This is a genomic window from Rhodococcus sp. 5A-K4 (assembly GCF_046097995.1).
In the GTDB taxonomy this organism is placed as follows: Bacteria; Actinomycetota; Actinomycetes; order Mycobacteriales; family Mycobacteriaceae; genus Rhodococcus_F; species Rhodococcus_F erythropolis.
The window spans coordinates 20136-45495 of the sequence record NZ_JBJURM010000040.1 but is presented as its reverse complement, the minus strand read 5'-3'; the positions used below and the strand labels follow the sequence as shown (position 1 = coordinate 45495).

The window sequence follows — 25360 nt, the reverse complement described above, 5'->3', positions numbered from 1 at the left end:
TCGCTTCTACGAGCGCAAGGAAGTTCGGGACATCGTCGCGTATCTGCGCGTCCTCGCCAACGAAGACGACACCGTGAGCCTGCGACGCATTCTCAACACGCCACGACGCGGTATCGGTGATCGAGCCGAAGCCTGCGTCGCTGTGCACTCCGAGCATCGCAACATCAGCTTCGCCGCCGCACTGCGCGACGGCGCGGAAGGCAAAGTGGCGCTGCTCAATACGCGGTCACAGAAGGCCATCGCGTCGTTCCTCGAGATGATGGACGGGCTGCGGGCCCTGCTGCCTACACCGGCCGCCGACGAGGACGAACCCTTCGAACTCGGTGACATCGGTGAGGTCGCCGAGGCAGTGCTCGAGCGAACCGGCTACCGCGCCGAGCTTGCGGCCAGCAGCGATCCACAGGACGGCGCGCGACTCGACAACTTGAATGAACTTGTCAGCGTGGCAAGAGAATTCAGCTCCGACGCACGAAACGCGGCCGGACTGATCGATCCGGACGACGAGGAAACCGCAGCAATGCGTGAAGGCGAACCCGATCCGGGTTCGCTCGCCGCCTTCCTCGAACGGGTATCACTTGTCGCCGACGCCGATCAACTGCCGGACTCCGACGACGGCGTCGTCACGATGATGACGCTTCACACCGCCAAGGGCCTCGAGTTCCCGGTCGTCTTCGTCACCGGTTGGGAGGACGGGCAGTTCCCGCACATGCGCGCCCTCGGTGATCCGGCAGAGCTGTCCGAAGAGCGTCGACTCGCTTACGTCGGCATCACCCGCGCCAGGCAGCGCCTGTACCTGACGCGCGCGATCATGCGTTCGGCTTGGGGACAACCGATCCAGAACCCGGCGTCGCGGTTCATCCAGGAGATCCCGGAGGACCTGATCAATTGGCGCCGTGAGGATCCGGGCACCGGTGGTGGATTCGGAAGCGGCAGGCCGGGTTACGGCAGCGGAAGCCGATACGGCAGCCAGGGCGGCCAGGGATACGGTGGCGGGCAGAACTACGGGGGAGGGTCCGGCAAGGCTGCGTCGACTCCCAGTTTCGGTGCCGCGCGTGGCCGCAACAACGTTCTGGTCCTTGCCACGGGTGACCGCGTCAGTCACGACAAGTACGGTCTGGGCACCGTGTTGGAAACCAAGGGCACCGGACCCACCGCGACGGTCACCATCGACTTCGGTAGCGCGGGCAAGGTGCGGTTGATGCTCATCGGCGGTGTGCCGATGGTCAAGCTGTAGAAGACAGACAAAAAACTTCCGGCCCGTACCTGGAAAGGTGCGGGCCGGAAGTTTTTTGTCAGAAGCGTTGGGCTTGCGGTCAGTCCTGCTCGATACCGAGGCTGATGCCGCGTGATGCGAGCCAAGGGAGGGGGTCGATCTTGTTCTCGCCGGCGAGGTGAACCTCGAAGTGAAGGTGCGGGCCGGTGGAGAAGCCGCGGTTGCCGACAGTGGCGATCTGGTCGCCGGCCATGACCTGCTGACCGACGGTGACGGTGGACGTGTCGATGTGGCCGTAGACGGTGATCGTTCCGTCTGCGTGCTGTAGGCGTACCCACATGCCGAATCCGGAAGCCGGACCTGAATCGATGACCTTGCCGTCGGCGACTGCGACGATGGGCGTCCCGATCGGGGCGGCGATGTCGACGCCGGCGTGCAGGGTGCCCCAGCGGGTGCCGAAGTTGGACGTGAACGTGCCGACTGCCGGCAGGACGAACAGCGGGCGACGGGCAGCTGCTTCGCGTGCTGCGCGCTCGTCACTGAAACGCTGGCCCTTGGCAAGCAGGTTGCTGAACTGGGAGAGGTCGGTCGGTGCTGCGACGTTGAGGACCTGGGGAGCGTCGGCCTCGGTGGTGGCTGCCGTGGAGGTGGCCGGAGCGAACTGAGCGGCCTGCGGTTCTGCGGTGGTGCCGATCGCGGAGGACTCGTTGGCGAGTGCAACTTCCGAGTGGTCGGCGGCGGAAGAGGAACCGTCGTTGACAACTGCCTGGCCCGCGGCGACAACTGCGCCGGCTGCAACTGCCAGAACGGCGGCGCGGCCCTTGAGAGCAGAGGGAGGGGTGGGGAGTCGGTGAGCACCGCTGCGGCGAACCGGAGATTCGACATCGACTGTCGGTGCGGAAGAGGCGTAAGTGGGGGTGCTGATCACGTCGGACTCGACGAACTCGTGAGAGTCGGAATCTGACGACGTGGAGGATGAATTTCGAGTGAACATATCGGTAGAGATCTCAGAACTTTTGGTCTCGGTGTAACGCCTGGCCGAGTGCGTTGGATAAGTGGTCGTGACCTCGTCTGGAGCTGAGTTCGAGAACCTACTAGCGGTGAACTGGCTGCGGTGATGCATATGCCGGTTCTCTCCTCGAGTTCGTGATCAGCCCGTGACTTAGACCGACTGACGGTAACGAAATGATTGCGATGGGCGCAAGCCGTAGCGGAAACCTGTCCGATTATGTGACGTGCCTCACAGTTTGACCTGGGAATATGTCGATACGGGCAAAACGGACGAATCATCTCGTTTCGTGATCACGCGTGTCACAACCGGATCACCGGTCCATTCAGGCACTACCGTCGATCGAGTGTCCACAACACCTGGAACTACGTCGCAGGCGCGTTTCGACGACCCCGGAGTGAAGTCCGGGGCGCCACTAGCGGCGGTAATCGGACTGCTCGGTGCCGTCGGAGTGGCGGCCAGTCCCGTCGTCGGAGTCGGGAGTGGCCGCGGGGTCGACACGACGGGGGCTCTTGCTTCTGCCGCTCTCTTCGCGGCCGTCTGCACGATCATCGTGCCGTTGGTTGCAGTGCTCACCTCGGGCCGCAGGCCCGCCTTGGCCGGTGGACTCCTGGCCGGTATCGGGGCGGTGTCGCTCGGAGCGGCAATTCTCGACGTCCAGTTGTTCGTCGACGCAATCGATGCAAACCGCTTGGACCTTTTCCGTCCGATTTCGGCGGGTTCGATCGATGCGGGTCCTGGCGCTTATCTCGCGCTCGCGGGACACTGCCTTCTTGTCCTGTCCGGGGTGCTCGGACTTGTCGCCGTCCATCGTGAATCGGAACGGGACGGATACGGCAGCGCTCGCGCCGCGGAATTCGACGGGCGATCGGTTGGCGGACGGATCGGCGCGTGGCCGACAGCGCTGCTGATTCTGGCTGCTGTGGTGTTCGTGCTCTCCCTGTTCGGGCCGTCCTTCAGTTCGCAGGATCCGATCTTTCTGGTCAAACCGCTCGTCGACTCGGCGTCGGCCACCGCCGTCGGTACAGGATTGCTCGGCGTCGCGGTGCTCGTTGTGGTCGCGGCGGCGTTGACGTCCATCTCGCTGCCGGTGGGCTGCGGCGCCCTGATCGGTGTCGGCCTCGGCGCACTCGCAGTCAGTGGAACCAGGGTGATGGCTGGGTTCGCGGCCGGCGATCGGATCGGCGTCGGTTCGGGATCCGTGGTCGGGGCACTGGCCGCCGTGGTCATCGTCGTGATCGGAGTTTCAGCGCCTTACCTCGCATCCAGGCGTGAAACGGATGCGATTCCCGCTGAAAGTGTGGTCCGCGCACCTGCGAAGACAACAAAGGGTGCGCTCAAAGCAGCGATGGTGGCTCAGTCCCGGGCGGCGCAAGCGCGGGTCGACAGACTTCACCGCGTCGCCGGTACCGCCGCAATCATCACTGCGGCTGTTGCGGGCGTCGGCTCGGCTTTGCCTGTCCTGTCGTTGCCGGATGGAATCCCGGAGCCGTCGATGCTGTCGTCTCGAGTTGTCCTGCTCGCCGCTGCCGTATTGCTCCTCGCCGCGCTGGGCCTGTTTGCCCCGGGCCACGCCGCCGTGGTGCGTCCGGCCGTCGGAGTGCTGTGGACCACCGTCGTGATGGGCGTCGCGGCTGTCATGCAGTCGGCGGTCATCGCCACGGACGTACCAGGCGTCGGGTTAGGTGCCGGCGCCTTCGTGCTTTGTGGCGCGGCTCTCCTTGCTGCGGCGACGGGACTGCTCGTCTGGCTGGCGGGAAGCGCAGAACGTGAAGACGTCGACACGTCGGTAGACGGCGGTTCGAGAGGGCTGGTGCTTCTCGTCGGTGGGATCGGCGCAGTCGCAGTCCTGATCGGGACCGCGCTTCCCCTCTATCGGGGTGACGCCTACACAGCGGCGTCAGTTCTGGAGTGGCCGTGGGGAATTGACGTCTGGGGGCAACTGCTCGTCGGCGTCACCGTCGTGATCGCCGCTGTGATCGCAGCGTCTGCGCGACCGGCTCGAGGCGCGGCATTGCTGATTGGATCTGCCGTGGCAGCTCTGGTGTACGTCAGTGAGTGGCCGCTCACGTCATCGCGCATATCGGACGCAACCGTGGGGGTGGGTGCGATCACAGCGGCCACGGGCATAGTGTTGCTTCTCGTTGCAGCGTTCTCGAGCGCAAGAATCAGTGAGACTGATGCTTGACAAATTCGGTGTGGCCACCTTGCTCGATCGGTGAGGCGTGCCTCATTGCGCATTTGCGCGTGACTTGGGCCACATAGCATCAGTGCGGGCGCAAACCGAACGCGGCAACTGGTTAAAGTCCAGAACAGACCCGCTCCTACCCCTCGAGCGGGTGACAACGCAGACGAGACGGTGAGCAGATGGATCTCTTCGAATACCAGGCGAAGGAACTCTTCGCCAAGCACGGAGTGCCGACTTCGGCTGGACGTGTTACAGACACAGTCGCCGGCGCACGCGAGATTGCCGAAGAAATCGGTAAGCCCGTGATGGTGAAGGCACAGGTCAAGGTAGGCGGCCGCGGCAAGGCCGGTGGCGTCAAGTACTCGCCCGACGTGGATGCCGCAGTGGCAAACGCCGAGGCAATCCTGGGCCTGGACATCAAGGGCCATGTCGTCAAGAAGCTGCTGGTCGCAGAGGCAAGTGACATTGCCGAGGAGTACTACATCTCCTTCCTGCTCGACCGCACCAACCGCACCTACCTGGCCATGTGCTCGGTAGAGGGTGGCGTCGAGATCGAGGTCACCGCCGAGGAGAACCCCGACGCTCTCGCCAAGATCCCCGTCGACGCAGTCAAGGGCGTCGACCTCGCGTTCGCGCGCAGCATCGCCGAGGCAGGAAAGCTGCCCGCAGAAGTGCTCGACGCAGCGGCCGTCACGATCCAGAAGCTGTGGGAGGTCTTCATCAACGAGGACGCACTCCTCGTCGAGGTCAACCCCCTCGTTCGTACGCCTGACGATCAGATCCTCGCCCTCGACGGCAAGGTCACCCTCGACGAGAACGCAGCGTTCCGTCAGCCCGGCCACGAGGCATTCGAGGATCGCGACGCTACCGATCCCCTCGAGCTCAAGGCCAAGGAAAACGACCTCAACTACGTCAAGCTCGACGGTGAGGTCGGAATCATCGGCAACGGCGCAGGCCTGGTCATGTCCACCCTGGACGTCGTCGCATACGCCGGCGAGAACCACGGTGGCGTCAAGCCCGCCAACTTCCTCGACATCGGCGGCGGAGCTTCCGCTGCAGTCATGGCTGCCGGCCTCGACGTCATCCTGAACGACGCACAGGTCAAGAGCGTGTTCGTCAACGTCTTCGGCGGCATCACCGCGTGTGACGCAGTTGCCAACGGCATCGTCGGCGCACTGAAGACCCTGGGCGACGAGGCCAACAAGCCGCTCGTCGTTCGCCTGGACGGAAACAACGTCGAAGAGGGTCGTCGCATCCTCGCCGAGGCCAACCACCCGCTGGTCACGGTCGTCGCAACCATGGACGAGGCCGCCGACAAGGCCGCCGAACTCGCTCACGCAGCGAAGTAAGGGACTCACAGAACAATGGCAATCTTCCTCACCAAGGATTCAAAGGTCATCGTCCAGGGCATCACCGGCGGCGAGGGCACCAAGCACACCGCTCTGATGCTCAAGGCCGGCACCCAGGTCGTCGGCGGCGTCAACGCTCGCAAGGCCGGCACCACGGTCTCGCACGTTGCTGCTGACGGTTCCCCTGTCGAGCTCCCCGTCTTCGCGACGGTCGAAGAGGCAATCAAGGAGACCGGCGCAGACGTCTCCATCGCATTCGTTCCCCCGGCCTTCTCGAAGGACGCCATCGTCGAGGCCATCGACGCGGAGATCCCGCTCCTCGTGGTCATCACCGAGGGCATCCCGGTTCAGGACTCCGCTTACGCTTGGGCGTACAACGAGTCCAAGGGCAAGAAGACGCGCATCATCGGACCGAACTGCCCCGGCATCATCACCCCGGGTGAGGCCCTCGTCGGCATCACGCCCGCCAACATTGCAGGCACCGGCCCCATCGGCCTGGTCTCCAAGTCGGGCACCCTGACCTACCAGATGATGTACGAACTCCGTGACTTCGGCTTCTCCACCGCCATCGGCATCGGCGGCGACCCGGTCATCGGAACCACCCACATCGACGCCATCGAGGCGTTCGAGAAGGATCCCGAGACCAAGGTCATCGTGATGATCGGTGAAATCGGTGGCGACGCGGAAGAGCGTGCAGCCGATTACATCAAGGCCAACGTCACCAAGCCGGTCGTCGGCTACGTGGCTGGCTTCACCGCTCCCGAAGGCAAGACCATGGGCCACGCAGGCGCCATCGTCTCCGGTTCCTCGGGAACGGCTCAGGCAAAGCAGGAGGCTCTCGAAGCTGCAGGCGTGAAGGTCGGCAAGACGCCGTCCGCCACTGCTGCTCTCGCTCGCGAGATTCTTCAGTCCCTGTAAGGGGCTTCGCCCCCGTGCGTGGTTAGGGAGTCTCCGGACTCCTTAACCACGCACAGTGGTATCGACCCACATCGACCCGGCAGGTTCCAACTGCCCGGCACCGGATGTGATGGATGCGACGATCGAGTCGAGATCGTCGGCGTCACCGGCGGCGAGCGTCATCACCGCCTTCGATCCATACGCAGTTCCGAGCACCGAGACGCCCCGCGCTCTCAGCTCCGCTTCCACCCGACCGGCCTCTGAGTGCCGGATCGCCAAAGTGCGCAGGATCCTCCTCTCCCTGGCCACAAGCTCGGCCGAATCGAGAGCAACCGAGACGGCTCCCGAATACGCGCGGACCAATCCACCGGCGCCGAGCTTGATTCCGCCGAAGTAGCGCGTGACGACAACAATCACATCGACCAGATCTCGAGACTTGAGAACCTGAAGCATCGGCACCCCAGCTGTCCCGCCTGGTTCGCCGTCGTCGTGTGCACGCTCGACGCGTGAGTTCGCTTCGTATCCGATCACGAAAGCCGAACAATGATGGCGCGCATCGGGATACAGCGACTTCTGCTCCGCGACGAACTCCGTGGCGGCCTCGGCGTCGTCGATCCGGCGAAGCGCGGCGATGAATCGTGAGTGCTTCACCTCGGTTTCGACGACATGGTCGGCGCCGGGCGCGAGGGTGAAGGGCATCTGCCCATTGTCTCCTGTCGGTGTTAGCGTGCGAAGTCGAGACACATACGCTGGTAACCATCGAAGACCGTCTACGAGGAGAAGTCATGACGTTCACGCCGCAAGGGCCCAGCTTCGGGCCACCGAATCAGCCGGCAGCGGGCGGTGGAACCAAGAATCTCGGATTCATCCTGCTCATCGCCGTCGCGGCACTCGGCCTGATCAATTTCCTACTCGGTTTTGCGCCTTTCACGTCGATCAGTGGAAGCAGCAGCGGCATCGGTAGCGGTCTGGACACCAGTTCGAGCTTCTTCGAGTCGAGCATCTACGGCCTCGGATTCGTTTTCGCCGGCGGTGTGGTCGCAGGCGTATCGCTCCTCCCGAAGCAGTCGTATGCAGGCATTGCCGCAGCGCTCACCCTCACGGGTTTCTTCGCTTTGGTGTTCGCCGCGTTCTCCGTAGGTACCAGCGACTACGTCGACATCAGCCTCGGTTGGGGTCTGATCATCGTGCTGATCCTCTCGTTCGTGCAGACGGTCGTCGCAGTCGCCGCGTTGTTGTTCGAGATCGGAATCCTGAAGGCTCCCGCGCCGCGTCCGGTAGCTCAGCAGTACGGTCAGCCGCAGGGCTATGGCCAGCCCCAGGGCCAGGCGCCGGGCCAGGCGCCGGGGCAGGCGCCAGGTCAGCCACAGGGATACGGACAGGCTCAGTACGGCCAGCCGCAGCAGGCTCAGCAGCCGGGCCAGTACCAGCAGAACCCGCAGTACGGGCAGGCGCAGCAGCAGGGATACGGGGGAGCGCACGCCGCCCCCGCCGACCCGACTGCTTCGCAGCCGCCTTACGGCCAGACTGCGTCTCCCTACGGTCAGAACCCGGTGCAGAATCCCGCACAGACCGACTCGGCCGCGACGACGTCGTCTTACTATCCGCTGACCTCGCAGCCCGCGAGTCAGCCGAACCCGAGTTACTCGTCGGATCAGTTCACCGCTCCGCGCGGTTACGGCCAGCCGTACAACCAGCAGACTGGCTCGACCGAGCAGCCGACGGGCTTCGAGCCGCCCACTTTCGAGGCACCGACGCCGTCTGCTGAGCCTGATCAGGGCAGCAGCGATTCCGCGGCCGAGACCAAGGTCTTCGGCTCCCAGAACCCCGACGAGCGTCAGCAGTAGTACTACTTCGTTTCACGAACATGAATGTGGCCTCCGACCCGCTGCGGGTGGAGGCCACATTCCGTGAGCCCGACGGCGCGCCTGAGTGCGCGGCGCACTATCGAGTGAAACCCTCGAGGGGATGAGTTCTTTGATTGATGGCACCCGGTCCCGTCCCGCGTCCTCACGACCCGGACGTGGTCGTACTGGCGGCGGCCGCGTCGGCGGCGGTCGCCCGGCACCGAACCCGGACCTGGCGCGCAAGCTGCTGACGGTCGCCTTCCGGCCGTCGGGTCTGACGATGCTGCTGATCGCGGCTGTCGTTGTGGTCACCTTGGTATCGGCGAGCAGCGACCTGACCGGAACCTTCGGCGCCATTGCCACCACATGGTTGGTCATCCACCAGGTGCCGGCGACTATCAGCGGCGTCCAACTCGGTGTACTGCCATTGCTTCCGACGGCCGTCATTATGTGGGTGGTTGCACGCCGATGCGCGTCGACTGCGGTGCACACCGACTCCCGTGACGACACCCTCCGCCTGGTGGGGGCAGCGGTAGCCGGACCGTTGACTATCACGGCAATCGCTCTCGCCGTGGTTGCCGACGCCTCCGCAGCCATTCCGCTGTCTAGCCCCAACACGTTGGCTGCTTTCGGCTGGGTCGCCGGGATTCACCTGATCGCCGCGTCCGTCGGTGTTGCTGCTGCGCACTGGGATCGGGTCGTCGCCGAGATTCCGCCGTGGGCATCTGCTGCTGTTCGACCGGCAACGGCTGCGTCGGCAGCGCTGTTGGCTGCGGGCGCCGTGGCCGTCGTGGTGTCACTACTCGTGTCGTGGTCGACGGTCGGTGACCTACTCGCGCGCGGCAACGGGTTTGTCGGCGTACTGGGATTGACGGTGTTGTCGCTGCTCTACCTGCCGAACCTCGTGGTCGGCGCAGCCGCGGTGATGACGGGATCGACGGCCGATTTCGGCAATGTCTCCATCAGCGTGTTCGGCAACATCGGCGGTGACCTGCCACCCTTGCCCCTTCTCGGAGCGATTCCGGAAGGCGTCGCCGGTGGAATCTGGCCCGTGTTGTTGATCGTTCCGGCAGCGGTGGGCATGATGCTCGGCCGTGATTGCGCTCGACGCATCGCCGGGCAGGACAGTGTGCTCGCAGTGCTGACGGCAGCTGCCGGTGCCGGCGTCGTCATGGCGCTGCTCGCTCTTGCTGCCGGGGGAGACCTCGGGCAGTTCGGCACCGTCGAGGTCCTGTGGTGGGGCTTCGGTCTTCTGACTTTTGCGTGGCTGGGATTGTTCGGAACCGTCTCGGCGCTGTTCGCGATGTGGTTCTCACACCGCGGACACATGAAGGACGAGGTTGCGCCCCCGACGGCTGAACCGGCTCGAACAGTCGAGCCCGAACTTGCGATCACGGCTGCGGCCACACCGGAAGACGAGGACGACGAGAACACGGGCGAAGTGCTGGCCCAGGAATCTGCGGTCGTTGTCACCAAGGTCGTCGAAGCGGAAATCGTCGAGGAATCAGGCGAACCCGTGCAGGTAGTGACAGAGGAAACCGTCGAGATCGAAGTAGTCGACGCCGAGGTTGTCGCGGCACCCGAGGCGGACCCCACAGCCGACTCCCCAGCCGGGGCCGAGCCGGAGACCGACCTGCCCTCGAAGCCGCAGAAGTCCAGCGACTAGGCTGTCATGCGGCCGATACTCCGGCCGCATCATCTTCCAGTTCTCAGGAGTAGTGCGCTGACTGCCTCGGCCGACAATCCGCAGCCGACAATGCCCGACGGGGTCCAATTTCGCGACTCGATCGCGCGGGTAGTCGTACTCGCTTCCGGCGCGGGAACCCTGCTGACTTCGCTGATCGAGGCTTCGCACGCCGAGGGATACCCGGCCGAGATCGTTGCCGTCGGGGTAGATCGTGATTGCCTCGCCGCCGAGCACGCTGCGGATTCGAAGATCCCGTCCTTCAAAGTCTCGATCAAGACTTATGAAAATCGTGCCGCATGGGACGAGGCGCTGACAGCAGCGGTGGCCGAGCACGAACCCGATCTCGTGGTCAGTGCAGGCTTCATGAAAATCCTCGGCCCCAGCTTTCTCGCGCGTTTCGGCGGCCGAATCATCAACACTCATCCCGCGTTGCTGCCTGCCTTTCCCGGCGCGCACGCGGTTCCCGACGCTCTGGCGTACGGCGTGAAGGTCACCGGTTCCACGGTGCATCTCGTCGACGGCGGAGTTGATACCGGGCCGATCTTGGCGCAGGAAGCTGTGCCGGTGCATGACGACGACACCGAGTCTTCGTTGCATGAACGCATCAAAATTGTGGAGCGACGGTTGTTGGCGGACGTCATCGCCGCTGTTGCTACGCGCGGAGTGGTTTCCGATGGACGAAAGGCCGTGATCCCCAGTGAGTGAACGCAAGGCTGTGCGCCGTGCACTTGTCAGCGTCTACGACAAGAGTGGTCTGATCGAGCTGGCCACGGGCCTGCACGAGGCCGGTGTCGAGTTGGTCTCGACCGGTTCGACCGCGTCGAAGATTGCCGACGCCGGAATCCCCGTGACGCCGGTCGAGGCTCTGACCGGATTCCCGGAATGCCTCGAAGGCCGCGTGAAGACGCTGCATCCGCGCGTCCATGCCGGCGTTCTCGCCGATACCCGCAAGCCGGATCACCTCGCTCAGCTCGAGGAACTCGGCATCGCGACCTTCGAATTGGTCGTCGTGAACCTGTACCCCTTCACCGAGACGGTTGCCTCGGGCGCTAGCCCGGACGAGTGCGTCGAGCAGATCGACATCGGTGGCCCGTCGATGGTGCGTGCTGCAGCCAAGAACCATCCGTCGGTTGCCGTCGTGGTCGATCCGGCTCGGTACGCCGATGTCCTGACTGCCGTTGCCGGTGGCGGATTCACCTTGCGTGAGCGCACTGTGCTTGCGGCGCAGGCGTTCCAGCACACTGCGTCGTACGACGTCGCTGTTGCAAGCTGGATGACGAGCACGATCGCAGCTGACGAGGACGGTTCGCTGTTCCCGGCCTGGGTCGGTGCTACCTGGAACCGCAGCGCTGTCCTTCGCTACGGCGAGAACCCGCACCAGGACGCTGCGTTGTACGAAAACCCGGCTGCGCCTGCAGGTTTGGCTCAGGCGGAGCAGTTGCACGGCAAGGAGATGTCGTACAACAACTACACGGACTCCGACGCAGCGTGGCGTGCAGCGTACGACTTCACTGATCCGGCCGTCGCAATCATCAAGCACGCCAACCCGTGTGGCATCGCCATCGGCACCGACATTGCCGACGCTCACCGCAAGGCGCATGCTTGCGATCCGGTCAGTGCTTTCGGTGGTGTCATCGCAGCCAACCGTGAGGTCACCGTCGAACTGGCAGAGCAGATCGCCGATATCTTCACCGAGGTTGTCATCGCGCCCTCGTACGAAGACGGGGCTGTCGAGGTTCTGCAGCGTAAGAAGAACATTCGTGTTCTGAAGGCTGCGGCTCCGACCGCTACCGGAATCGAACTGCGTCCGATCTCTGGCGGTACCTTGCTCCAGCAGCGCGACGTTCTGGACGCTGACGGCGACAACCCGGCCAACTGGACTCTCGCCAACGGTGAGGCTGCAGATGCCGAGACTCTCGCTGACCTCGAATTTGCTTGGCGCGCCAGCCGATCGGTGAAGTCAAACGCGATCCTGCTGGCCTCCGGCGGCGCGTCCGTCGGCGTCGGTATGGGCCAGGTCAACCGCGTCGATGCAGCGCATCTTGCTGTTCAGCGAGCCGGTGACCGCGTCGTAGGTTCGGTTGCGGCCTCGGACGCGTTCTTCCCGTTCCCCGACGGTCTGCAGGTTCTTCTCAACGCCGGCGTCAAGGCTGTTGTGCAGCCGGGTGGTTCGGTTCGCGACAACGAGGTGATTGCCGCGGCCAAGGAAGCCGGTGTCACTCTTTATCTGACCGGTGCGCGCCACTTCGCGCACTGACTTTCTGCTTCGGTAGCGGGCCTCGACTCCTCAACGGGAGTTCGGGGCCCGTTCTGCATTCAGGCCGGCCCGGTTCTTTCAGGCTGCGCTGCTGTGGGTGCCCTGGAGTTCGCGGGGTGAGCCGGTGATGACCACGCGTGAGGCTCCGCGACTGCGGATCTCGCTGATCAGTGCGCCGAGGGTGGCTTCGTGGGCAGCATCGGAGTGCGAAAGATCCAGGGTGACGGCGTATCCGGTGAGGTCACCGGGCAGATCGACATACGGCGGCGCGATGGACAGTTGGTTGACTCGAAGTTTCATCTGGTGCTCCTGCGTGTGAAAGGTAAAAGAAAAGGCACCCGAGGCGTTTGCCCTGGGTGCCCGAGAACGAATCCGGTGAAACTGGGGATCATTCTCGGGGTACACCGCGCTTGTTGCCCATGTGCTTGGCCGACATTGCGGCCGAAAAAATGTGCTTGCCTGCGGTGCAGCTGCGCCACGAAGGTACGGATGCAAAGTTCGGGTGTAGCGACATGACGTCCGTTCCTTTCTGTGTGGCGTTGCTGGTTAATGGATGACCGTACAGCACGGATCGAGGGTTCGCACCAATAAAAAGCGCCGCGAACGTAAACTCCGGGTGACTTCTGTCCCCGGGTTCGCTGGATTGAGAGAGCCTTTGTTGCAGGTCAGGCGTAGAAAGCAGAAATCCCTCCGCGATGGTTCGCGGAGGGAACTTTCTACCCGAAAAAGAGGACGTTCGGTCTGTACGTCATTTGGAGAACGAGCGGACCCACGCTGTGAAGGGCTCCGAGAACTCTGCCGAGTACGGAAGCGGCGCGACGTAGTCGGCCCCGGTGGACTGTTCTTCGCCGATGTCCTTGAGTACGAAGTTGGCGTTGCGCATCCGCACTGAAGTCAGCGCGGTATGTGAGAGCGCGGCGTCGAGTGCCGCGACGTCGGAGGGAATTACTTGGATGTCCTTGTCCGAGCAGCTGGTGAGAACGGGCATGCCTGCCGGCAGCGCCGCTACGAGCGCAACCGGGTCCAGTGCGTCTTCCTCGGCGAGTGCCTTGGCATTGGCGTGAACGAGTCCCGCGTTCTGCAGCGGTTCGGGTAGATCATCCGGAACCGTGCCCTCGGTCCGAAGAGACTCGACGGCGTCGGCGAGCGCTACGCGCAGTTCGTCAGCCAGTTCGACCGGCAACTGTCCGGTGCCGACGACGGCGTCGAGCTGGCGGTGAATCTGCGTCGTGAGTAGATCGAGAAGCCGGACACTCAGTGGCTCGAGCAGTGCGAGGGCGCTGACTCTTGTGCCCTCTTTCGCCGTGGCAAGTGCCAGCGCGACGACGGCGCCGTCGCTGTGTCCGACGACGAACAAGCGCTCGGGATCGACGCCGGGTTGTCCGGCGAGGTAGTCAAGTCCGTCGGAGGCGGCGTCGACGAATGTGTTGAAGCCGAGATCGGCGATGTCCTCGATCTCGTAGTCGCCGAGGGCGGTTTCGCCGCTGCCGAGCTTGTCGTAACGCAGGCTTGAAATGCCTTGATTTTCAAGAAGATCCGCGATGAACCGCAGAGTTCCGATGTCGCCTTCGAGGAGTGCGCTGTCGCCGTTGCGATCGGTGGGGCCACTGCCGGCCAGAATCAGCGCGGCAGGCGCCGGGGAGTCGGGTGAGGCTGCCAGGCGAAGACTCCCGTACAGGGTGACGTCGCCGGATTGGAACGAGATCTCGGTGTCGGACATGACGACTTGTCTACCAGGTCCACAGGTTCAGGCGGTGCGCAGACTCCGGACACGTCGCCATCCGCGCCAGCTGAACCACAAGAGTGCGGCGAGCAGCGGAATGATCAGGAGCGGCAAGATCATCGCGATCAAGGAGGTGAAGAAAGTCAGCACATCCTCGATGACGGAGACGACGGGATTCGCCAGTCCACCGGTAGTGGCCGTACTGACCGCGCGAGTGCCGGTCTGGGCGGCGCTGAACGTCAGCGCCGTCGGTGCTCCGACGATGATGCCCGCCAACGCGGCCATCGCAGGGTCGAGATGGCTGAAGGCCGCCCAGGCCGCGATCACTCCGGCGATGGGTCCGGTGACGTTCCCGATCACCGAGAGTGCGTTGTCCACGAAGGGAATGAGGTCGGCACCCAGTTCGACCACAGCGGCTATTGCCAATGCCACCAGCGCGCCGGTGGATCCGATCCACCGCATCGACTCGCCGACGGTGATCCCGAACAGTTCGAAGTGGACGGCAGCGCTGAGCATCAGCAGCGGCAGGAAGGTTCGCATTCCGGACGCTGCGGCGAGTCCGAGACCGAGCATGGCGGGCAACACCCAGGTATCCATGGGTGGAGTTTAGGTCTACTGTGCGCCTTTATTAACCGCCGGCGGTTAATAAAGGCGCACAGCAAAGTCTCGGAAAGGACCTTTCATGGCGACAAACTCGCAGCCGATGTTCTTCCTCAACCTGCCCGTCAAGGACCTCGGCAAGGCCACCACCTTCTACGAGGGCCTCGGATACTCCAAGAACACGCAGTTCTCCGACGAGAATGCGTCGTCGATGGTCATCAGTGACACCATCGTCGTGATGCTGTTGGCCGAGCCCTTCTTCAAGACCTTCACCACCAAGGGCATCGCCGACACCTCGACGTCGACGGAAGCGCTGCTCGGTCTCTCGGCCGAGACCCGTGAGGCCGTCGACGCCCTCGTCGACAAGGCGCTCGCGACCGGCGGTTCCGAAGGTAACGCGACGCAGGATCACGGCTTCATGTACAGCCGCAGCTTCCAGGATCCCGACGGCCACATCTGGGAAATCATCTGGATGAATCCCGAGAACATCGAGGGCTGAGCGACCGAACTTCCTCGGCGAGAGGCGAAACCCCGCAAACACTCGTAGCGTGGAGTGGTGACTGTCGCAAAAACCCTCGGAGAGCTACGCGCCTCCGGACACGTACAGCGAAGTGTCAAGGAAGAACTACGAGAGAACCTTCTCGCCGCGTTGCGGGACGGCCGTGACCCCTGGCCCGGGATAGTCGGGTTCGAGGACACGGTCGCCCCGCAACTCGAGCGGGCGCTGATCGCCGGCCACGACGTGGTTCTGCTCGGCGAACGCGGTCAAGGAAAGACGAGGTTGCTTCGCACTCTCGGGCTCCTGCTCGACGAGTGGACCCCCGTCATCGAAGGCTCGGAACTGGGGGAGCACCCGTACGAGCCGATCACACCGGCTTCGATACGTCGAGCCAAGGAACTGGGTGACGACCTCCCGATCGCCTGGCGACACCGCAGCGAGCGGTACTCCGAGAAACTGGCAACGCCGGACACCTCGGTCGCCGACCTGATCGGAGATGTCGACCCGGTCAAGGTGGCCGAGGGTAGGAGCCTCGGCGATCCGGAGACCATTCACTTCGGTCTCGTGCCCCGCGCGCATCGCGGAATCGTGGCGATCAACGAGCTTCCCGACCTCGCCGAGCGCATCCAGGTCTCGTTGCTCAACGTGATGGAAGAGCGGGACATCCAGGTCCGCGGGTACACGCTTCGGCTTCCGTTGGACGTCCTTCTGGTCGCGAGCGCAAATCCTGAGGACTACACCAACCGCGGGCGCATCATCACACCGCTCAAGGACCGCTTCGGCGCCGAAATCCGCACTCACTACCCCGTCGAGTTGGCGGGCGAGATCGCGGTGATCGAGCAGGAGGCGCACCTGGCCGCGGAGGTGCCTGACTACCTTCTCGAAATTCTTGCCAGGTTCACGCGCTTGCTACGCGAATCCACCTCGGTGGATCAGCGATCGGGTGTGTCGGCACGATTTGCCGTCGCCGGCGCGGAAACCGTCAGTGCAGCGGCGGTACGACGCGCGGCGGTGCTCGGCGAGGCCGATCCTGTTGCACGGCCCGTCGATCTCGAGTCCGTGGTCGAGGTTCTTCGCGGCAAGGTCGAGTTCGAATCCGGTGAAGAGGGACGGGAACTGGAGGTGCTCGAGCACCTGCTGCGTCGCGCGACCGCCGATACGGTTCGGGTACGACTCGGCGGAATCGACCTCGGGATGTTGGTTGCTGCTGTGGAGACGGGCAATACGATCGTCACCGGTGAATCTGTCACGGCCAAGGCATTTCTCGACGAGCTTCCGGACCTCGAGGTCCTGGACGAAGTAGCCGAACGCCTCGGCGCGCAATCCGACGGCGAGCGTGCCGCCGGTGCCGAACTTGCCCTCGAAGGGCTTTACCTCGCGCGCCGGATCTCCAAAGATCAAGGCCCGGGCGGCCGCTCGGTGTATTCGTAAGGGGCAGTGATGATCCACAATCCGCGGTACGGGCCGTACGACGGTGGTCCCGATCCGCTGGCGCCTCCGGTAGATCTGCGCGATGCCTTGGCAGCAATCGGCGACGACGTGTTGTCAGGCACGTCGCCGCGCCATGCCCTCCGCGAACTCCTGCGCCGCGGAAACCGAGACATGCGCGGGCTCGACGACCTTGCTGCCCAGGCGAACCGGCGTCGACGTGAGTTGCTACGCCGCAACAATCTCGACGGAACGCTCGACGAGGTTCGTAAGCTTCTCGACAAGGCGGTGCTCGAAGAGCGCAAAGAACTGGCACGTGCTCTCGACGACGACGCACGATTCAATGAAATGCGTATCGAGGAGTTGCCACCGTCGACAGCTCAGGCCGTGCAAGATCTGGCCGACTACAACTGGCGCAGCGAACAGGCTCGCGCGGATTACGAGAAGATTCGTGATCTGCTCGGACGTGAGGTCCTCGATCAACGCTTCTCGGGAATGAAGCAGGCACTCGAGGGCGCTACCGACGAGGATCGTGAGCAGATTCGCCAGATGCTGGCAGATCTGAATCAACTGCTCGATGCGCACTCTCGGGGCGTCGACACTCCGGAGCAGTTTGCGGAGTTCATGGACAAGCACGGGCAGTATTTCCCGGACAACCCGCGCAACGTCGACGAACTTCTGGATTCGTTGGCGCAGCGCGCGGCGGCCGCACAACGATTGCGTAACTCGCTCTCGCAGGAGCAGCGTGACGAGTTGGATGCGTTGGCGCAGCAGGCGTTCGGTGATCCGAGCCTGATGAGTGAGCTGAGTCAACTCGACCAGTTCCTTCAGGCGGCTCGGCCGGGTGAGGACTGGGAAGGTTCGCAACAGTTCCGCGGCGACAACGGAATGGGGTTGGGTGAGGGGACCGGTGCCCTGCAGGACATCGCCGAGCTGGAATCGCTGGCAGATCAACTGTCGCAGCAGTATGCCGGCGCAGCGCTCGACGACATCGACCCCGAGCTACTCGCGCGGCAACTCGGCGACGAAGCCGCCGCTGATGCTCGCACCCTGGCCGATCTCGAAAAGGCTTTGCAGGAACAGGGTTTCTTCGATCGCGCACCAGACGGTCAATGGCGCTTGTCGCCCAAAGCCATGCGACAGCTCGGACAGACCGCTCTGCGTGACGTCGCCGGGCAACTGTCGTCGCGAACCGGTCAACGCGATACGCGTCGGGCAGGTGCGATGGGCGAACCGACCGGAGCTTCCCGCGAATGGGAGTTCGGGGACACCGAACCCTGGGACGTCACGAGAACCATCACCAACGCCGTCCTACGTGACCCTGGCCGAATGCCGGTGCGGCTGAGCGTCGTCGATGTCGAGGTGGCCGAAACCGAGCAGCGTAGTCAGGCTGCGGTGGCTCTGTTGGTGGACACGTCGTTCTCGATGGTGATGGAGGATCGCTGGGTGCCGATGAAGCGCACCGCTCTGGCACTCAATCATCTGGTGAGCACGCGGTTTCGCAGCGACGAGCTGCAGTTGATCGCCTTCGGACGCCACGCGCACGTACTGAGCCCGTCGGAGCTCGCCGGTTTGGACGGCGCGTGGGACCAGGGAACCAACCTGCACCACGCACTGTTGTTGGCGGCCAGACACCTTCGACGCCATTCCAATGCGCAGCCGGTGGTATTGATCGTCACGGACGGTGAGCCGACGGCTCATCTCGAAGCGGACGGAGAAGCCAGGTTCGACTACCCGCCGAGTGCGCGAACCCTCGGTTTGACGGTTCGAGCACTCGACGCCGTGGCCAGGCTGGGCGCCAAGGTCACGTTCTTCCGCCTCGGTGAGGATCCAGGTCTGGCCAGGGTGGTCGACCGGATGGCGCACCGGGTGGGTGGACGCGTCATCGCGCCGGACCTGGACGGCCTCGGCGCAGCCGTCGTGAGTGACTACATGCGAGGTCGCCGCTAATTCTGCCGCCGTCAGTCTTGTTCAGCGGGCTGGTGCTGGGTGATGCAGTGGATACCGCCGCCACGTTCGAACAGCGGTCTGGCATCGACGGTGACGACAGTGCGTCCGGGGTAAGCGGCTGACAGGATCCGGGCCGCTTCGGCGTCGGCCGGATCGTCGAAGCTGCAGGCGATCACTCCACGGTTGACCACGAGATGGTTGATGTAGCTGTAGTCGACGAATCCCTCGTCGTCGCGCAGGATTTCGGGTGCAGGCACCCGAATTACCTTCCACGGTCGGCCGCCGACGTCCGTCGAGCTTTCGAACAACTCGATGATCGTCTTGCTGACGGCGTAGTCGGGGTGCACCGGATTGCGTTGGTCATGGACGAGTACCACTCCGGGGGAAGAGATGGCAGCGACGATGTCGACGTGTCCGCGCGTTCCGTACGTCTCCTGATCGCGAGTCAACCCGCGGGGAAGCCAGATCACGTGCTTGGCGCCGATGGTGCGGGCGAGTTCGGCCTCGATGTCGGCCTTCGTCAGGTCGGGGTTTCGTCCCGGATCGAGTTGGACGGTTTCGGTGACCAAGACGGTGCCGAGACCGTCGACCTGAATACCGCCGCCCTCGTTGACGATTGGTGAGTCGATCAACTGGGCACCGGATTGTTCGACGACAAATGCGCCGATCTTCGAGTCCTTGTCCCACTGCGCCCACTCCTGTGCGCCCCAGCCGTTGAACACCCAGTCGACTCCGCCGAGACGGCCTTCGTCGGACAGGACGAACGTCGGCCCGATGTCGCGCATCCACGCGTCGTTGAGAGGTGCCTCGACGATGTCGACCTTCTCGGACAGATACTTTCGTGCTTCTTCGACTTCGGCGGGATCGACGACGACGGTGACCGGCTCGAATTCGGCGACGGCGTGGGCGACGGCCGCCCACGTCGAGCGCGCTTCGTGCTGTTCCTCGGCGGTGTCGCCGAGGGAGTATCCGGCGCTGGGGTACGCCATCCAGGTGCGTTCGTGCGGTTCACTTTCCGCGGGCATTCGCCAGGTCATCGGTTGGCTCCCACAGTGTTCACCGGTGCGGTCAGAGCCGAGTAGGTGTCGGGTCGGCGAGTGGCCAGGAACGGGAACAGTGCAAGCCAGTCTTCACGTTGCCGAAGATCGAGATCGGCGACCAGCACTGCTGATTCGTCGCGGGGAGCCTGAACGAGGATGCGTCCGTACGGATCCGAGATGAAGGAAGAACCGTAGAAGGTGATGAGACCTTCACTGCCGTGGCGATTGGGAACAACCATGAAGGTGCCGTTGGCGATACCGTTTCCGACGATCACCTGCTGCCACAGCGGTTGGGTGTCGAAGTTCGGGTGATCGGGCTCGGAGCCGATCGCCGTCGGGTACACCAGAACCTGGGCGCCGGCGAGGGAGTATGCACGTGCGACCTCCGGGAACCACTCGTCCCAGCATGTCGGGAGGCCGAACTTCGCGCCGAGTGCTTCGTGGACGGGGTATGCGTCCTGCGCCGGACCGCCGCGGAAGTACGTGTCCTCGTAGTATCCGGCCGTCACCGGAATGTGGAGCTTGCGGGTTCTGGCGAGAAGCTCTTCGGGCGAGACGAGGATCGCGGTGTTGAATCCCAGTCCGTCCTCGGCCTCACTGCGCTCGTACAGCGATGCGTGGACGAGGACCTGGTTCGCGGCGGCGGCTTTGGCGGCGAAGGCGAGAGTGGGTCCGGTGAGCAGGTCTTCCGCTTCGCGTCCGGGATTGTCGCCGGCCGGGGTGGAGGCGGGGTAGCGGCTGAGCGTCAGCTCCGGAAGAAAGACCACGGAAGCGCCCAGCTTCGCTGCGGACGCAATGCCCTCGCTCAATTCGGTGTAGAGGTCGTCTTGGTCCTCGTGCCAGCGATGTTGCACGAGACCTACACGCAGAGGTGTGGACGTGGACGGCGTAGTCGCGGCCAGAGACTCGGGTGGGGTGAGGGCGGTGATCGTCAGCATGGGGTTTCCTCGGTGCTCGGGTATTCGACGTTCAACGTAAAACGAATGTGATTCGTTAAGTATGGTGGGTGAGCGCTGATTGATCAAGGACTTTCGAGGAATTGTTTTTTGCGGCGCCCCGAACGGTGTGGATCACTACAGGAGGACATATGCCGCGGCCATCGCAACGACTGCTCTCACCAGCGATCATCACCGAGGCAGCGATCGAGTCGGTGGACGAATCCGGCGACTTCACCATGCCGGGACTCGCCGCACGACTGAAGGTGCGACCGTCGTCGCTCTACAACCACGTTTCCGGACGGGCCGAGATCGTCGAACTGATGAGGGCTCAGCTGATGGCGGGAATCGACGTGGAGTCGGCCTCGGGATCCTGGAGCGAGACCGTCTCTGCGCTGGCAGCCGAGTACCGGCGAAGCTACGCAGCACATCCTCGCCTGATTCCGCTCTTCACCGCCCAGACGGTGCAGGCCGGTGTGGCGTTCACCCTGTACAACGCGTTGGCGCAGGCATTCGCCGATGGTGGCTTCGACCCGGCTCAAACGCTGCACGCAATCACAACCGTCGACAGTTTTGTTCTCGGTTCGGCGTTGGATCTGGCGGCGCCGGATGTCCAGTGGGCATCGGGGCCCGAGGCCAACGACGCGATGAAGGCGGCGTTGGCAACATCCGGGAAAAATCCCGAACGTGCCGACGCCGCCTTCGAATTCGGCTTGCGCGTATTGATGGCGGGCCTGATCGCGCAGGCCCCCGAACCTACTGTCTCCTAGGACACGCTGAGGTCGTTCTCGTCGCGCAGAGCCTCCGTGTCGCGGTTGAGGGTCTTGCCCTCGAAGAACTCGGGATTGCGCACTCGCATGACCATCATCAGTACCGCGCCGAGGATGAGAATTCCGAAGCCGAGGAAGAAGACCAGGCCGATTCCGCCGATGGATGCTCCGCTGGCGTTGTCCGGATTCATACTCTCCTGGACCGAAATGACGAACACCGCAAGCAGCATGAGACCACCGATGAGTGGGAACGCGAGCCGGAAGACGAAGTTTCGTACGCTCTCGAAAAGCGTCTTGCGGAAGTACCACACGCACGCGAATGCCGTGATGCCGTAGTACCAGCAGATCATGATGCCGAGGGCGGCGATCGTGTCGAGCAGCGCACTTTCGGAGAGGAACGTGACGACGCTGTAGAACACTGCGGTTACCGCGCCGGCCACGACGGTGGCGTACGACGGCACCAGGAATCGAGGCGAGACCTCGGCGAGCTTCTTGGGGAAAGCTCCGTATGCGCCCATGGCGAGCATGGTTCGTGCGGCGGGCAGGAACGTGGTCTGCAGGCTCGCAACGGAAGAGACGAAGACTGCGAGGAAGAGAAGCATTCCGCCCCAGTTGCCCAGGACCGGGTCGGCCAGAGCGCCGAAGACGTTCTCGGAGTTGTCGGGATTGCCGAGACCGAGGCCTTCCTCGCCGACGCCGGCGTACATCATCGCGGCAACGGCGACCAACAGGTAGGTCAGGAGAATGGTTGCGACACAGAGCAAACCGGCGCGGCCCGGGGTCTTCTTGGGGTTCTTCGACTCCTCGCCCAGCGTGAGACAGGTATCCCAGCCCCAGAACGCGAAGATCGATCCGGTGAGTCCGATGACAAACGCACCGATGGCGAGTCCGCTGAACGGGTTGAACCAACTCAGGTCGAAGGACAAGCCGGCCGGGGCATCGCCGGCGCCAACGTGAACCAGTGCAACGACGGCGAAGACGACCAGCAGCACCATCTGGAAGCCGACGAGTGCGAACTGCACGCGCTCGCTGGTAGTGATTCCTCTACTCGCTATCCACGTGGCCAGGGCGATGAAGACGAGTGTGGTGCCGACATTGACAAATTTGTTGCCCGGCAGATCGGCGATCGACGGATTGTCGACCACCCGCGCGATGAACAGATAGAAGAAGTCGACGGCAATGGCAGCAAGGTTCGAGAGCACGATGATGGTGGCGATGACCATGCCCCAGCCGCACATCCAACCGACGTACGGCCCGAATGCCTTGGTGGACCACGTGAATGACGCGCCGCAGTCAGGTGTGTCGGAGTTCAATTCGCGGTACGCGTACGCGGTGAGGAACATCGGGATGAAGCCGGCGATGAAGATGGCGGGCATCTTGAGGCCGACCGCGGCGACGATCAATCCGATACTGGCGGTCAGGGTGTAACCCGGTGCCACGGAGGAGATTCCGAGTACGGCGCCGGAGATCATGCCGATCTTGCCGGTAGCGAGTCCTTTGGAACTCAGTTCGGTGCTGGTCATGACAGTGCCTCCGGCTGGGTGAATTCGTGCTTGGGCACTACGACCATGGGAACGGGCAGCACGCGCAGCATCTTGGCGGCGGTGGAGCCCAGGAAAAGTTTGCGGGGCTGCGCGAGACGGCTGGAACCGACCATCACGAGGTCACCGTCCTGCCAGTCCAGTTGACGCACTGCGGATTCCACTGTTGAACCGTCGGCGATGATGACCTCGATGGGGAACTCGGCGGGGAGCGCCGCTCTTGCGATGTCAAGCGTGTCCTGAGCGTGATTTCGTGCACGCTCCCTGGCGGACTCGGCGGTGTCGCGGTGATCGCGCAGATCGTTCTGGGGGTCGAGTGCCACGAGCGAGACCAGTCGCAGCGGAACCTGCATCAGTTCACTGGTACGTACGGCGGTGTTCAAGACGACGTCGGCGCCGACGCGGGTACCGAGCGCGCAGGTGACCTCTCGTATTGCGGTAGCCGCCGAATGCCGCGTTCCCCGAGGCGCCAGTGCTACCGGGACGTGGGCGGAGTGCAGCAGTTCGGTCGAGACCGAACCTATCGCGTGACGGCCGAGCAGACCGTCGCCGGAAGCTCCCACCACGATCGCCAGCGCGCTCAGTCGGTCAACCTCGTCGAGCAGGCCCTGAGCAAACGACTCGTGGAAGCTCAGGTGTACTTCCACCTGGATGTCCTCGGGCACCGATGCTTTCGCCTCGGCGAGCCAGTCGTGTGCACGTGCGGCGAGAATGTCGTCGTAGCCGGCTTCCGAGGGAACCTTGGCCGGCAGTGTCCGATCCGGTGGGAGGACCATGCAGATGTCGAGTTGCGCGCCGAGACTGCGCGCGAGCTGGGCCCCGAGGACCAGCCCGTCTTTACCGCTGGGTGTGGCGAGGTATCCGACGATAAGGCGCATGGTGGCTCTTTTCCGGATTGGAGGAATCTGCTGTGCGCCTTTATTAACCGCGGGGGGTTAATAAAGGCGCACAGCAGGAGGGGCGGCGACTCAGTCGTGCGAGCTCATGACGTGCTTGAGACGGGTGTAGTCCTCGACTCCGTATGCCGAGAGATCTTTGCCGTAGCCGGAGTACTTGAAGCCGCCGTGCGGCATCTCGGCAACGAGCGGGATGTGGCAGTTGATCCACACCGCACCGAAGTCGAGAGCGGCGGAGACGCGTTGCGTGACACCGTGATCCTTGGTCCAGATGCTCGAGGCCAGGCCGAACCGAACGTCGTTGGCAAGCGTGATCGCCTCCTTCTCGTCGGAGAAGCTCTGGACGGTGAGGATGGGACCGAAAGTCTCTTCCTGCACGATGTCGTCTGATTGCGCGACGCCGGTGATGACGGTCGGCTCGAAGAAGAATCCGGTTTCGCCCGAACGCTTTCCGCCGGTAACGATCTTGGCCGACGCCGGCAGGTTCGCGATCTTGTCGCTCACGGCGTTGAAGTGGTTGATGTTGTTGAGCGGGCCGTAGAAAGCGTCAGGATCGGAAGGCGCGCCGGGGCGCAGCTTCTCGGCGTTCCGGACGAGGGCTTCGACGAGCTGATCGTGGATGGACTCGTGAACGATCACGCGAGTGGCCGCGGTGCAATCCTGGCCACCGTTGAAGAACGCTGCCTCGGCGATGCCGGTGGCGGTCTTCTCGATGTCGACGTCGCCGAAGACGATCGCCGGCGCTTTGCCGCCCAGTTCGAGATGCGCGCGCTTGAGTTGCTGCGCTGCGGACACGGCGACAGCGATGCCCGCCCGCACCGAACCGGTGATCGAGACGAGACCGAGGGCCGGGTTCTCCACCAACGTCGCGCCGGTTCCGCCGTTGCCGAGCACGACGTTGAACACGCCGTCCGGCAGGATGCCCTTCGAGAGCTTCGCCAGGACCAGCGTGCTGCCTGGTGTGGTGTCGCTGGGCTTGAGGACGATCGTGTTGCCGGCCGCGAGGGCGGGCCCGATCTTCCACAGCGCCATCATGAACGGGTAGTTCCAGGGAGTGACCTGGCCGACTACGCCGATCGGCTCACGACGGACGTAGGAGGTGAAACCCTCCATGTACTCTCCGGCCGCCTTGCCCTCGAGAAGTCGTGCGGCTCCGGCGAAGAACCGCATCTGATCGGCTCCGACCTTGACCTCTTCGTCGGCGATCATCTGGTGGGCCTGGCCGGTGTTGGCGCTTTCGGCTGCGACGATTTCGTCGCTGTGCGCTTCGATGGCGTCGGCGAGTTTGAGGAGTGCGGCCTGCCGCACGCTTGGTGTCGTCTTACCCCAGGTCTCGAATGCGCGCTGTGCTGCTTCGACGGCGGCGTCGACGTCTTCCTTGGTGGAGACCGGCGTACGCCCGACCACACTCTCGTCCACGGGGTTGATCAGGTCGAGTGTTTCCGTCGCGGCCGAGGCGACGAATTCACCGTTGATGTAGTTCTCGAGTACGACGATCGACATCGGTACCGGTTCCTCTCGAGGTCGAACG

Annotated in this window: 22 protein-coding genes; 12 read left to right on the top strand and 10 right to left on the bottom strand. The window is 63.8% G+C overall.

Going from position 1 to position 25360, the window contains the following annotated elements:
• A partial coding sequence (locus ACKAMS_RS31185; RefSeq protein WP_408989994.1) for a 3'-5' exonuclease occupies positions 1-1234 on the top strand: 1234 nt, incomplete at its 5' end.
• A 79-nt stretch (positions 1235-1313) separates the two neighbouring features.
• On the opposite strand, the gene ACKAMS_RS31180 is transcribed toward ACKAMS_RS31185, so the two are convergent.
• Entirely contained in the window at positions 1314-2336 is a 1023-nt protein-coding gene (locus ACKAMS_RS31180; RefSeq protein WP_020970357.1) for a M23 family metallopeptidase, read from the bottom strand.
• Positions 2337-2568: 232 nt separating this feature from the next.
• On the opposite strand from ACKAMS_RS31180, the gene ACKAMS_RS31175 reads away from it, so the two are divergent.
• The 3 genes from ACKAMS_RS31175 to sucD all read left to right on the top strand — a co-directional run bounded on the left by ACKAMS_RS31175 (position 2569) and on the right by sucD (position 6677).
• Positions 2569-4410 carry a hypothetical protein gene (locus ACKAMS_RS31175; protein ID WP_408989993.1) on the top strand — a complete coding sequence of 614 codons (1842 nt, stop codon included), beginning with the start codon at positions 2569-2571 and terminating at the stop codon, positions 4408-4410.
• Positions 4411-4589: 179 nt separating this feature from the next.
• Complete coding sequence (sucC, locus tag ACKAMS_RS31170; protein ID WP_019744753.1) at positions 4590-5759, top strand: ADP-forming succinate--CoA ligase subunit beta; 1170 nt, start codon at positions 4590-4592, stop codon at positions 5757-5759.
• A 15-nt stretch (positions 5760-5774) separates the two neighbouring features.
• Positions 5775-6677: a succinate--CoA ligase subunit alpha gene (gene sucD / locus ACKAMS_RS31165; protein WP_003946432.1), complete on the top strand. Its 903-nt coding sequence runs from the start codon at positions 5775-5777 to the stop codon at positions 6675-6677.
• Positions 6678-6719: 42 nt separating this feature from the next.
• Here sucD and ACKAMS_RS31160 read toward each other — a convergent pair whose 3' ends face one another.
• On the bottom strand, positions 6720-7355 hold the full coding sequence (locus tag ACKAMS_RS31160) for a YigZ family protein (protein WP_047888486.1): 636 nt from the start codon (positions 7353-7355) through the stop codon (positions 6720-6722).
• A gap of 86 nt (positions 7356-7441) precedes the next feature.
• On the opposite strand from ACKAMS_RS31160, the gene ACKAMS_RS31155 reads away from it, so the two are divergent.
• From ACKAMS_RS31155 to purH, 4 genes are all read left to right on the top strand, one after another.
• A complete protein-coding gene (locus ACKAMS_RS31155) occupies positions 7442-8503 on the top strand; it encodes a DUF5336 domain-containing protein (protein WP_408989992.1) in 1062 nt (353 codons plus the stop codon).
• A gap of 121 nt (positions 8504-8624) precedes the next feature.
• On the top strand, positions 8625-10169 hold the full coding sequence (locus tag ACKAMS_RS31150) for a DUF6350 family protein (RefSeq protein ID WP_408989991.1): 1545 nt from the start codon (positions 8625-8627) through the stop codon (positions 10167-10169).
• Positions 10170-10175: 6 nt separating this feature from the next.
• The gene (purN, locus tag ACKAMS_RS31145) at positions 10176-10895 is read left to right on the top strand and encodes a phosphoribosylglycinamide formyltransferase (protein WP_019744749.1); all 720 of its coding nucleotides are present in this window, start codon (positions 10176-10178) and stop codon (positions 10893-10895) included.
• Positions 10888-12447 (top strand): bifunctional phosphoribosylaminoimidazolecarboxamide formyltransferase/IMP cyclohydrolase, encoded by a 1560-nt coding sequence (purH, locus tag ACKAMS_RS31140; RefSeq protein ID WP_003946407.1) that lies wholly within the window; start codon positions 10888-10890, stop codon positions 12445-12447. The genes purN and purH overlap by 8 nt, the downstream gene beginning before the upstream one ends.
• A gap of 78 nt (positions 12448-12525) precedes the next feature.
• Here the strand turns inward: purH and ACKAMS_RS31135 are convergent, their stop codons facing one another.
• The 3 genes from ACKAMS_RS31135 to ACKAMS_RS31125 all read right to left on the bottom strand — a co-directional run bounded on the left by ACKAMS_RS31135 (position 12526) and on the right by ACKAMS_RS31125 (position 14767).
• Positions 12526-12747, bottom strand: a complete 222-nt coding sequence (locus tag ACKAMS_RS31135) for a hypothetical protein (RefSeq protein ID WP_003946391.1) — start codon at positions 12745-12747, stop codon at positions 12526-12528.
• 448 nt (positions 12748-13195) lie between these two features.
• Complete coding sequence (locus tag ACKAMS_RS31130; protein ID WP_408989990.1) at positions 13196-14167, bottom strand: alpha/beta hydrolase family protein; 972 nt, start codon at positions 14165-14167, stop codon at positions 13196-13198.
• A gap of 27 nt (positions 14168-14194) precedes the next feature.
• Entirely contained in the window at positions 14195-14767 is a 573-nt protein-coding gene (locus ACKAMS_RS31125) for a DUF4126 domain-containing protein (protein WP_007727593.1), read from the bottom strand.
• An 85-nt stretch (positions 14768-14852) separates the two neighbouring features.
• Here ACKAMS_RS31125 and ACKAMS_RS31120 point away from each other — a divergent pair, with 85 nt between their 5' ends.
• Genes ACKAMS_RS31120 through ACKAMS_RS31110 form a run of 3 tightly spaced genes read left to right on the top strand, consistent with a single transcriptional unit; the run spans position 14853 to position 18647 of the window.
• On the top strand, positions 14853-15269 hold the full coding sequence (locus tag ACKAMS_RS31120; RefSeq protein ID WP_408989989.1) for a VOC family protein: 417 nt from the start codon (positions 14853-14855) through the stop codon (positions 15267-15269).
• A gap of 54 nt (positions 15270-15323) precedes the next feature.
• Entirely contained in the window at positions 15324-16700 is a 1377-nt protein-coding gene (locus ACKAMS_RS31115) for an ATP-binding protein (RefSeq protein WP_020908640.1), read from the top strand.
• A gap of 9 nt (positions 16701-16709) precedes the next feature.
• Positions 16710-18647, top strand: coding sequence for a VWA domain-containing protein (locus ACKAMS_RS31110; protein WP_021345164.1), 1938 nt, complete (start codon positions 16710-16712; stop codon positions 18645-18647).
• Positions 18648-18658: 11 nt separating this feature from the next.
• Here the strand turns inward: ACKAMS_RS31110 and ACKAMS_RS31105 are convergent, their stop codons facing one another.
• Entirely contained in the window at positions 18659-19684 is a 1026-nt protein-coding gene (locus tag ACKAMS_RS31105; RefSeq protein ID WP_070385515.1) for an agmatine/peptidylarginine deiminase, read from the bottom strand.
• Complete coding sequence (locus ACKAMS_RS31100) at positions 19681-20625, bottom strand: nitrilase-related carbon-nitrogen hydrolase (protein WP_408989988.1); 945 nt, start codon at positions 20623-20625, stop codon at positions 19681-19683. The genes ACKAMS_RS31105 and ACKAMS_RS31100 overlap by 4 nt, the downstream gene beginning before the upstream one ends.
• A gap of 149 nt (positions 20626-20774) precedes the next feature.
• On the opposite strand from ACKAMS_RS31100, the gene ACKAMS_RS31095 reads away from it, so the two are divergent.
• Complete coding sequence (locus ACKAMS_RS31095) at positions 20775-21392, top strand: TetR/AcrR family transcriptional regulator C-terminal domain-containing protein (protein WP_019744741.1); 618 nt, start codon at positions 20775-20777, stop codon at positions 21390-21392.
• On the opposite strand, the gene ACKAMS_RS31090 is transcribed toward ACKAMS_RS31095, so the two are convergent.
• The 3 genes from ACKAMS_RS31090 to ACKAMS_RS31080 form a co-directional block, all read right to left on the bottom strand.
• On the bottom strand, positions 21389-22915 hold the full coding sequence (locus ACKAMS_RS31090) for an APC family permease (protein ID WP_007727566.1): 1527 nt from the start codon (positions 22913-22915) through the stop codon (positions 21389-21391). The two genes, ACKAMS_RS31095 and ACKAMS_RS31090, sit on opposite strands and share 4 nt — an antisense overlap.
• Positions 22912-23811 (bottom strand): universal stress protein, encoded by a 900-nt coding sequence (locus ACKAMS_RS31085; RefSeq protein ID WP_020970346.1) that lies wholly within the window; start codon positions 23809-23811, stop codon positions 22912-22914. The genes ACKAMS_RS31090 and ACKAMS_RS31085 overlap by 4 nt, the downstream gene beginning before the upstream one ends.
• A 90-nt stretch (positions 23812-23901) precedes the next feature.
• Entirely contained in the window at positions 23902-25332 is a 1431-nt protein-coding gene (locus ACKAMS_RS31080) for a gamma-aminobutyraldehyde dehydrogenase (protein WP_003946421.1), read from the bottom strand.
• Between the last annotated feature and the right edge of the window lie 28 nt (positions 25333-25360).

Coding starts and splice junctions, on each gene's coding strand:
- ACKAMS_RS31180 (WP_020970357.1), bottom strand. CDS start 2,336: ATGCATCACCGCAGCCAGTTCACCGCTAGTAGGTTCTCGAACTCAGCT.
- sucC (WP_019744753.1), top strand. CDS start 4,590: ATGGATCTCTTCGAATACCAGGCGAAGGAACTCTTCGCCAAGCACGGA.
- sucD (WP_003946432.1), top strand. CDS start 5,775: ATGGCAATCTTCCTCACCAAGGATTCAAAGGTCATCGTCCAGGGCATC.
- ACKAMS_RS31160 (WP_047888486.1), bottom strand. CDS start 7,355: ATGCCCTTCACCCTCGCGCCCGGCGCCGACCATGTCGTCGAAACCGAG.
- ACKAMS_RS31155 (WP_408989992.1), top strand. CDS start 7,442: ATGACGTTCACGCCGCAAGGGCCCAGCTTCGGGCCACCGAATCAGCCG.
- ACKAMS_RS31150 (WP_408989991.1), top strand. CDS start 8,625: ATGAGTTCTTTGATTGATGGCACCCGGTCCCGTCCCGCGTCCTCACGA.
- purN (WP_019744749.1), top strand. CDS start 10,176: ATGCGGCCGATACTCCGGCCGCATCATCTTCCAGTTCTCAGGAGTAGT.
- ACKAMS_RS31135 (WP_003946391.1), bottom strand. CDS start 12,747: ATGAAACTTCGAGTCAACCAACTGTCCATCGCGCCGCCGTATGTCGAT.
- ACKAMS_RS31130 (WP_408989990.1), bottom strand. CDS start 14,167: ATGTCCGACACCGAGATCTCGTTCCAATCCGGCGACGTCACCCTGTAC.
- ACKAMS_RS31125 (WP_007727593.1), bottom strand. CDS start 14,767: ATGGATACCTGGGTGTTGCCCGCCATGCTCGGTCTCGGACTCGCCGCA.
- ACKAMS_RS31120 (WP_408989989.1), top strand. CDS start 14,853: ATGGCGACAAACTCGCAGCCGATGTTCTTCCTCAACCTGCCCGTCAAG.
- ACKAMS_RS31110 (WP_021345164.1), top strand. CDS start 16,710: ATGATCCACAATCCGCGGTACGGGCCGTACGACGGTGGTCCCGATCCG.
- ACKAMS_RS31105 (WP_070385515.1), bottom strand. CDS start 19,684: ATGACCTGGCGAATGCCCGCGGAAAGTGAACCGCACGAACGCACCTGG.
- ACKAMS_RS31100 (WP_408989988.1), bottom strand. CDS start 20,625: ATGCTGACGATCACCGCCCTCACCCCACCCGAGTCTCTGGCCGCGACT.
- ACKAMS_RS31095 (WP_019744741.1), top strand. CDS start 20,775: ATGCCGCGGCCATCGCAACGACTGCTCTCACCAGCGATCATCACCGAG.
- ACKAMS_RS31090 (WP_007727566.1), bottom strand. CDS start 22,915: ATGACCAGCACCGAACTGAGTTCCAAAGGACTCGCTACCGGCAAGATC.
- ACKAMS_RS31085 (WP_020970346.1), bottom strand. CDS start 23,811: ATGCGCCTTATCGTCGGATACCTCGCCACACCCAGCGGTAAAGACGGG.
- ACKAMS_RS31080 (WP_003946421.1), bottom strand. CDS start 25,332: ATGTCGATCGTCGTACTCGAGAACTACATCAACGGTGAATTCGTCGCC.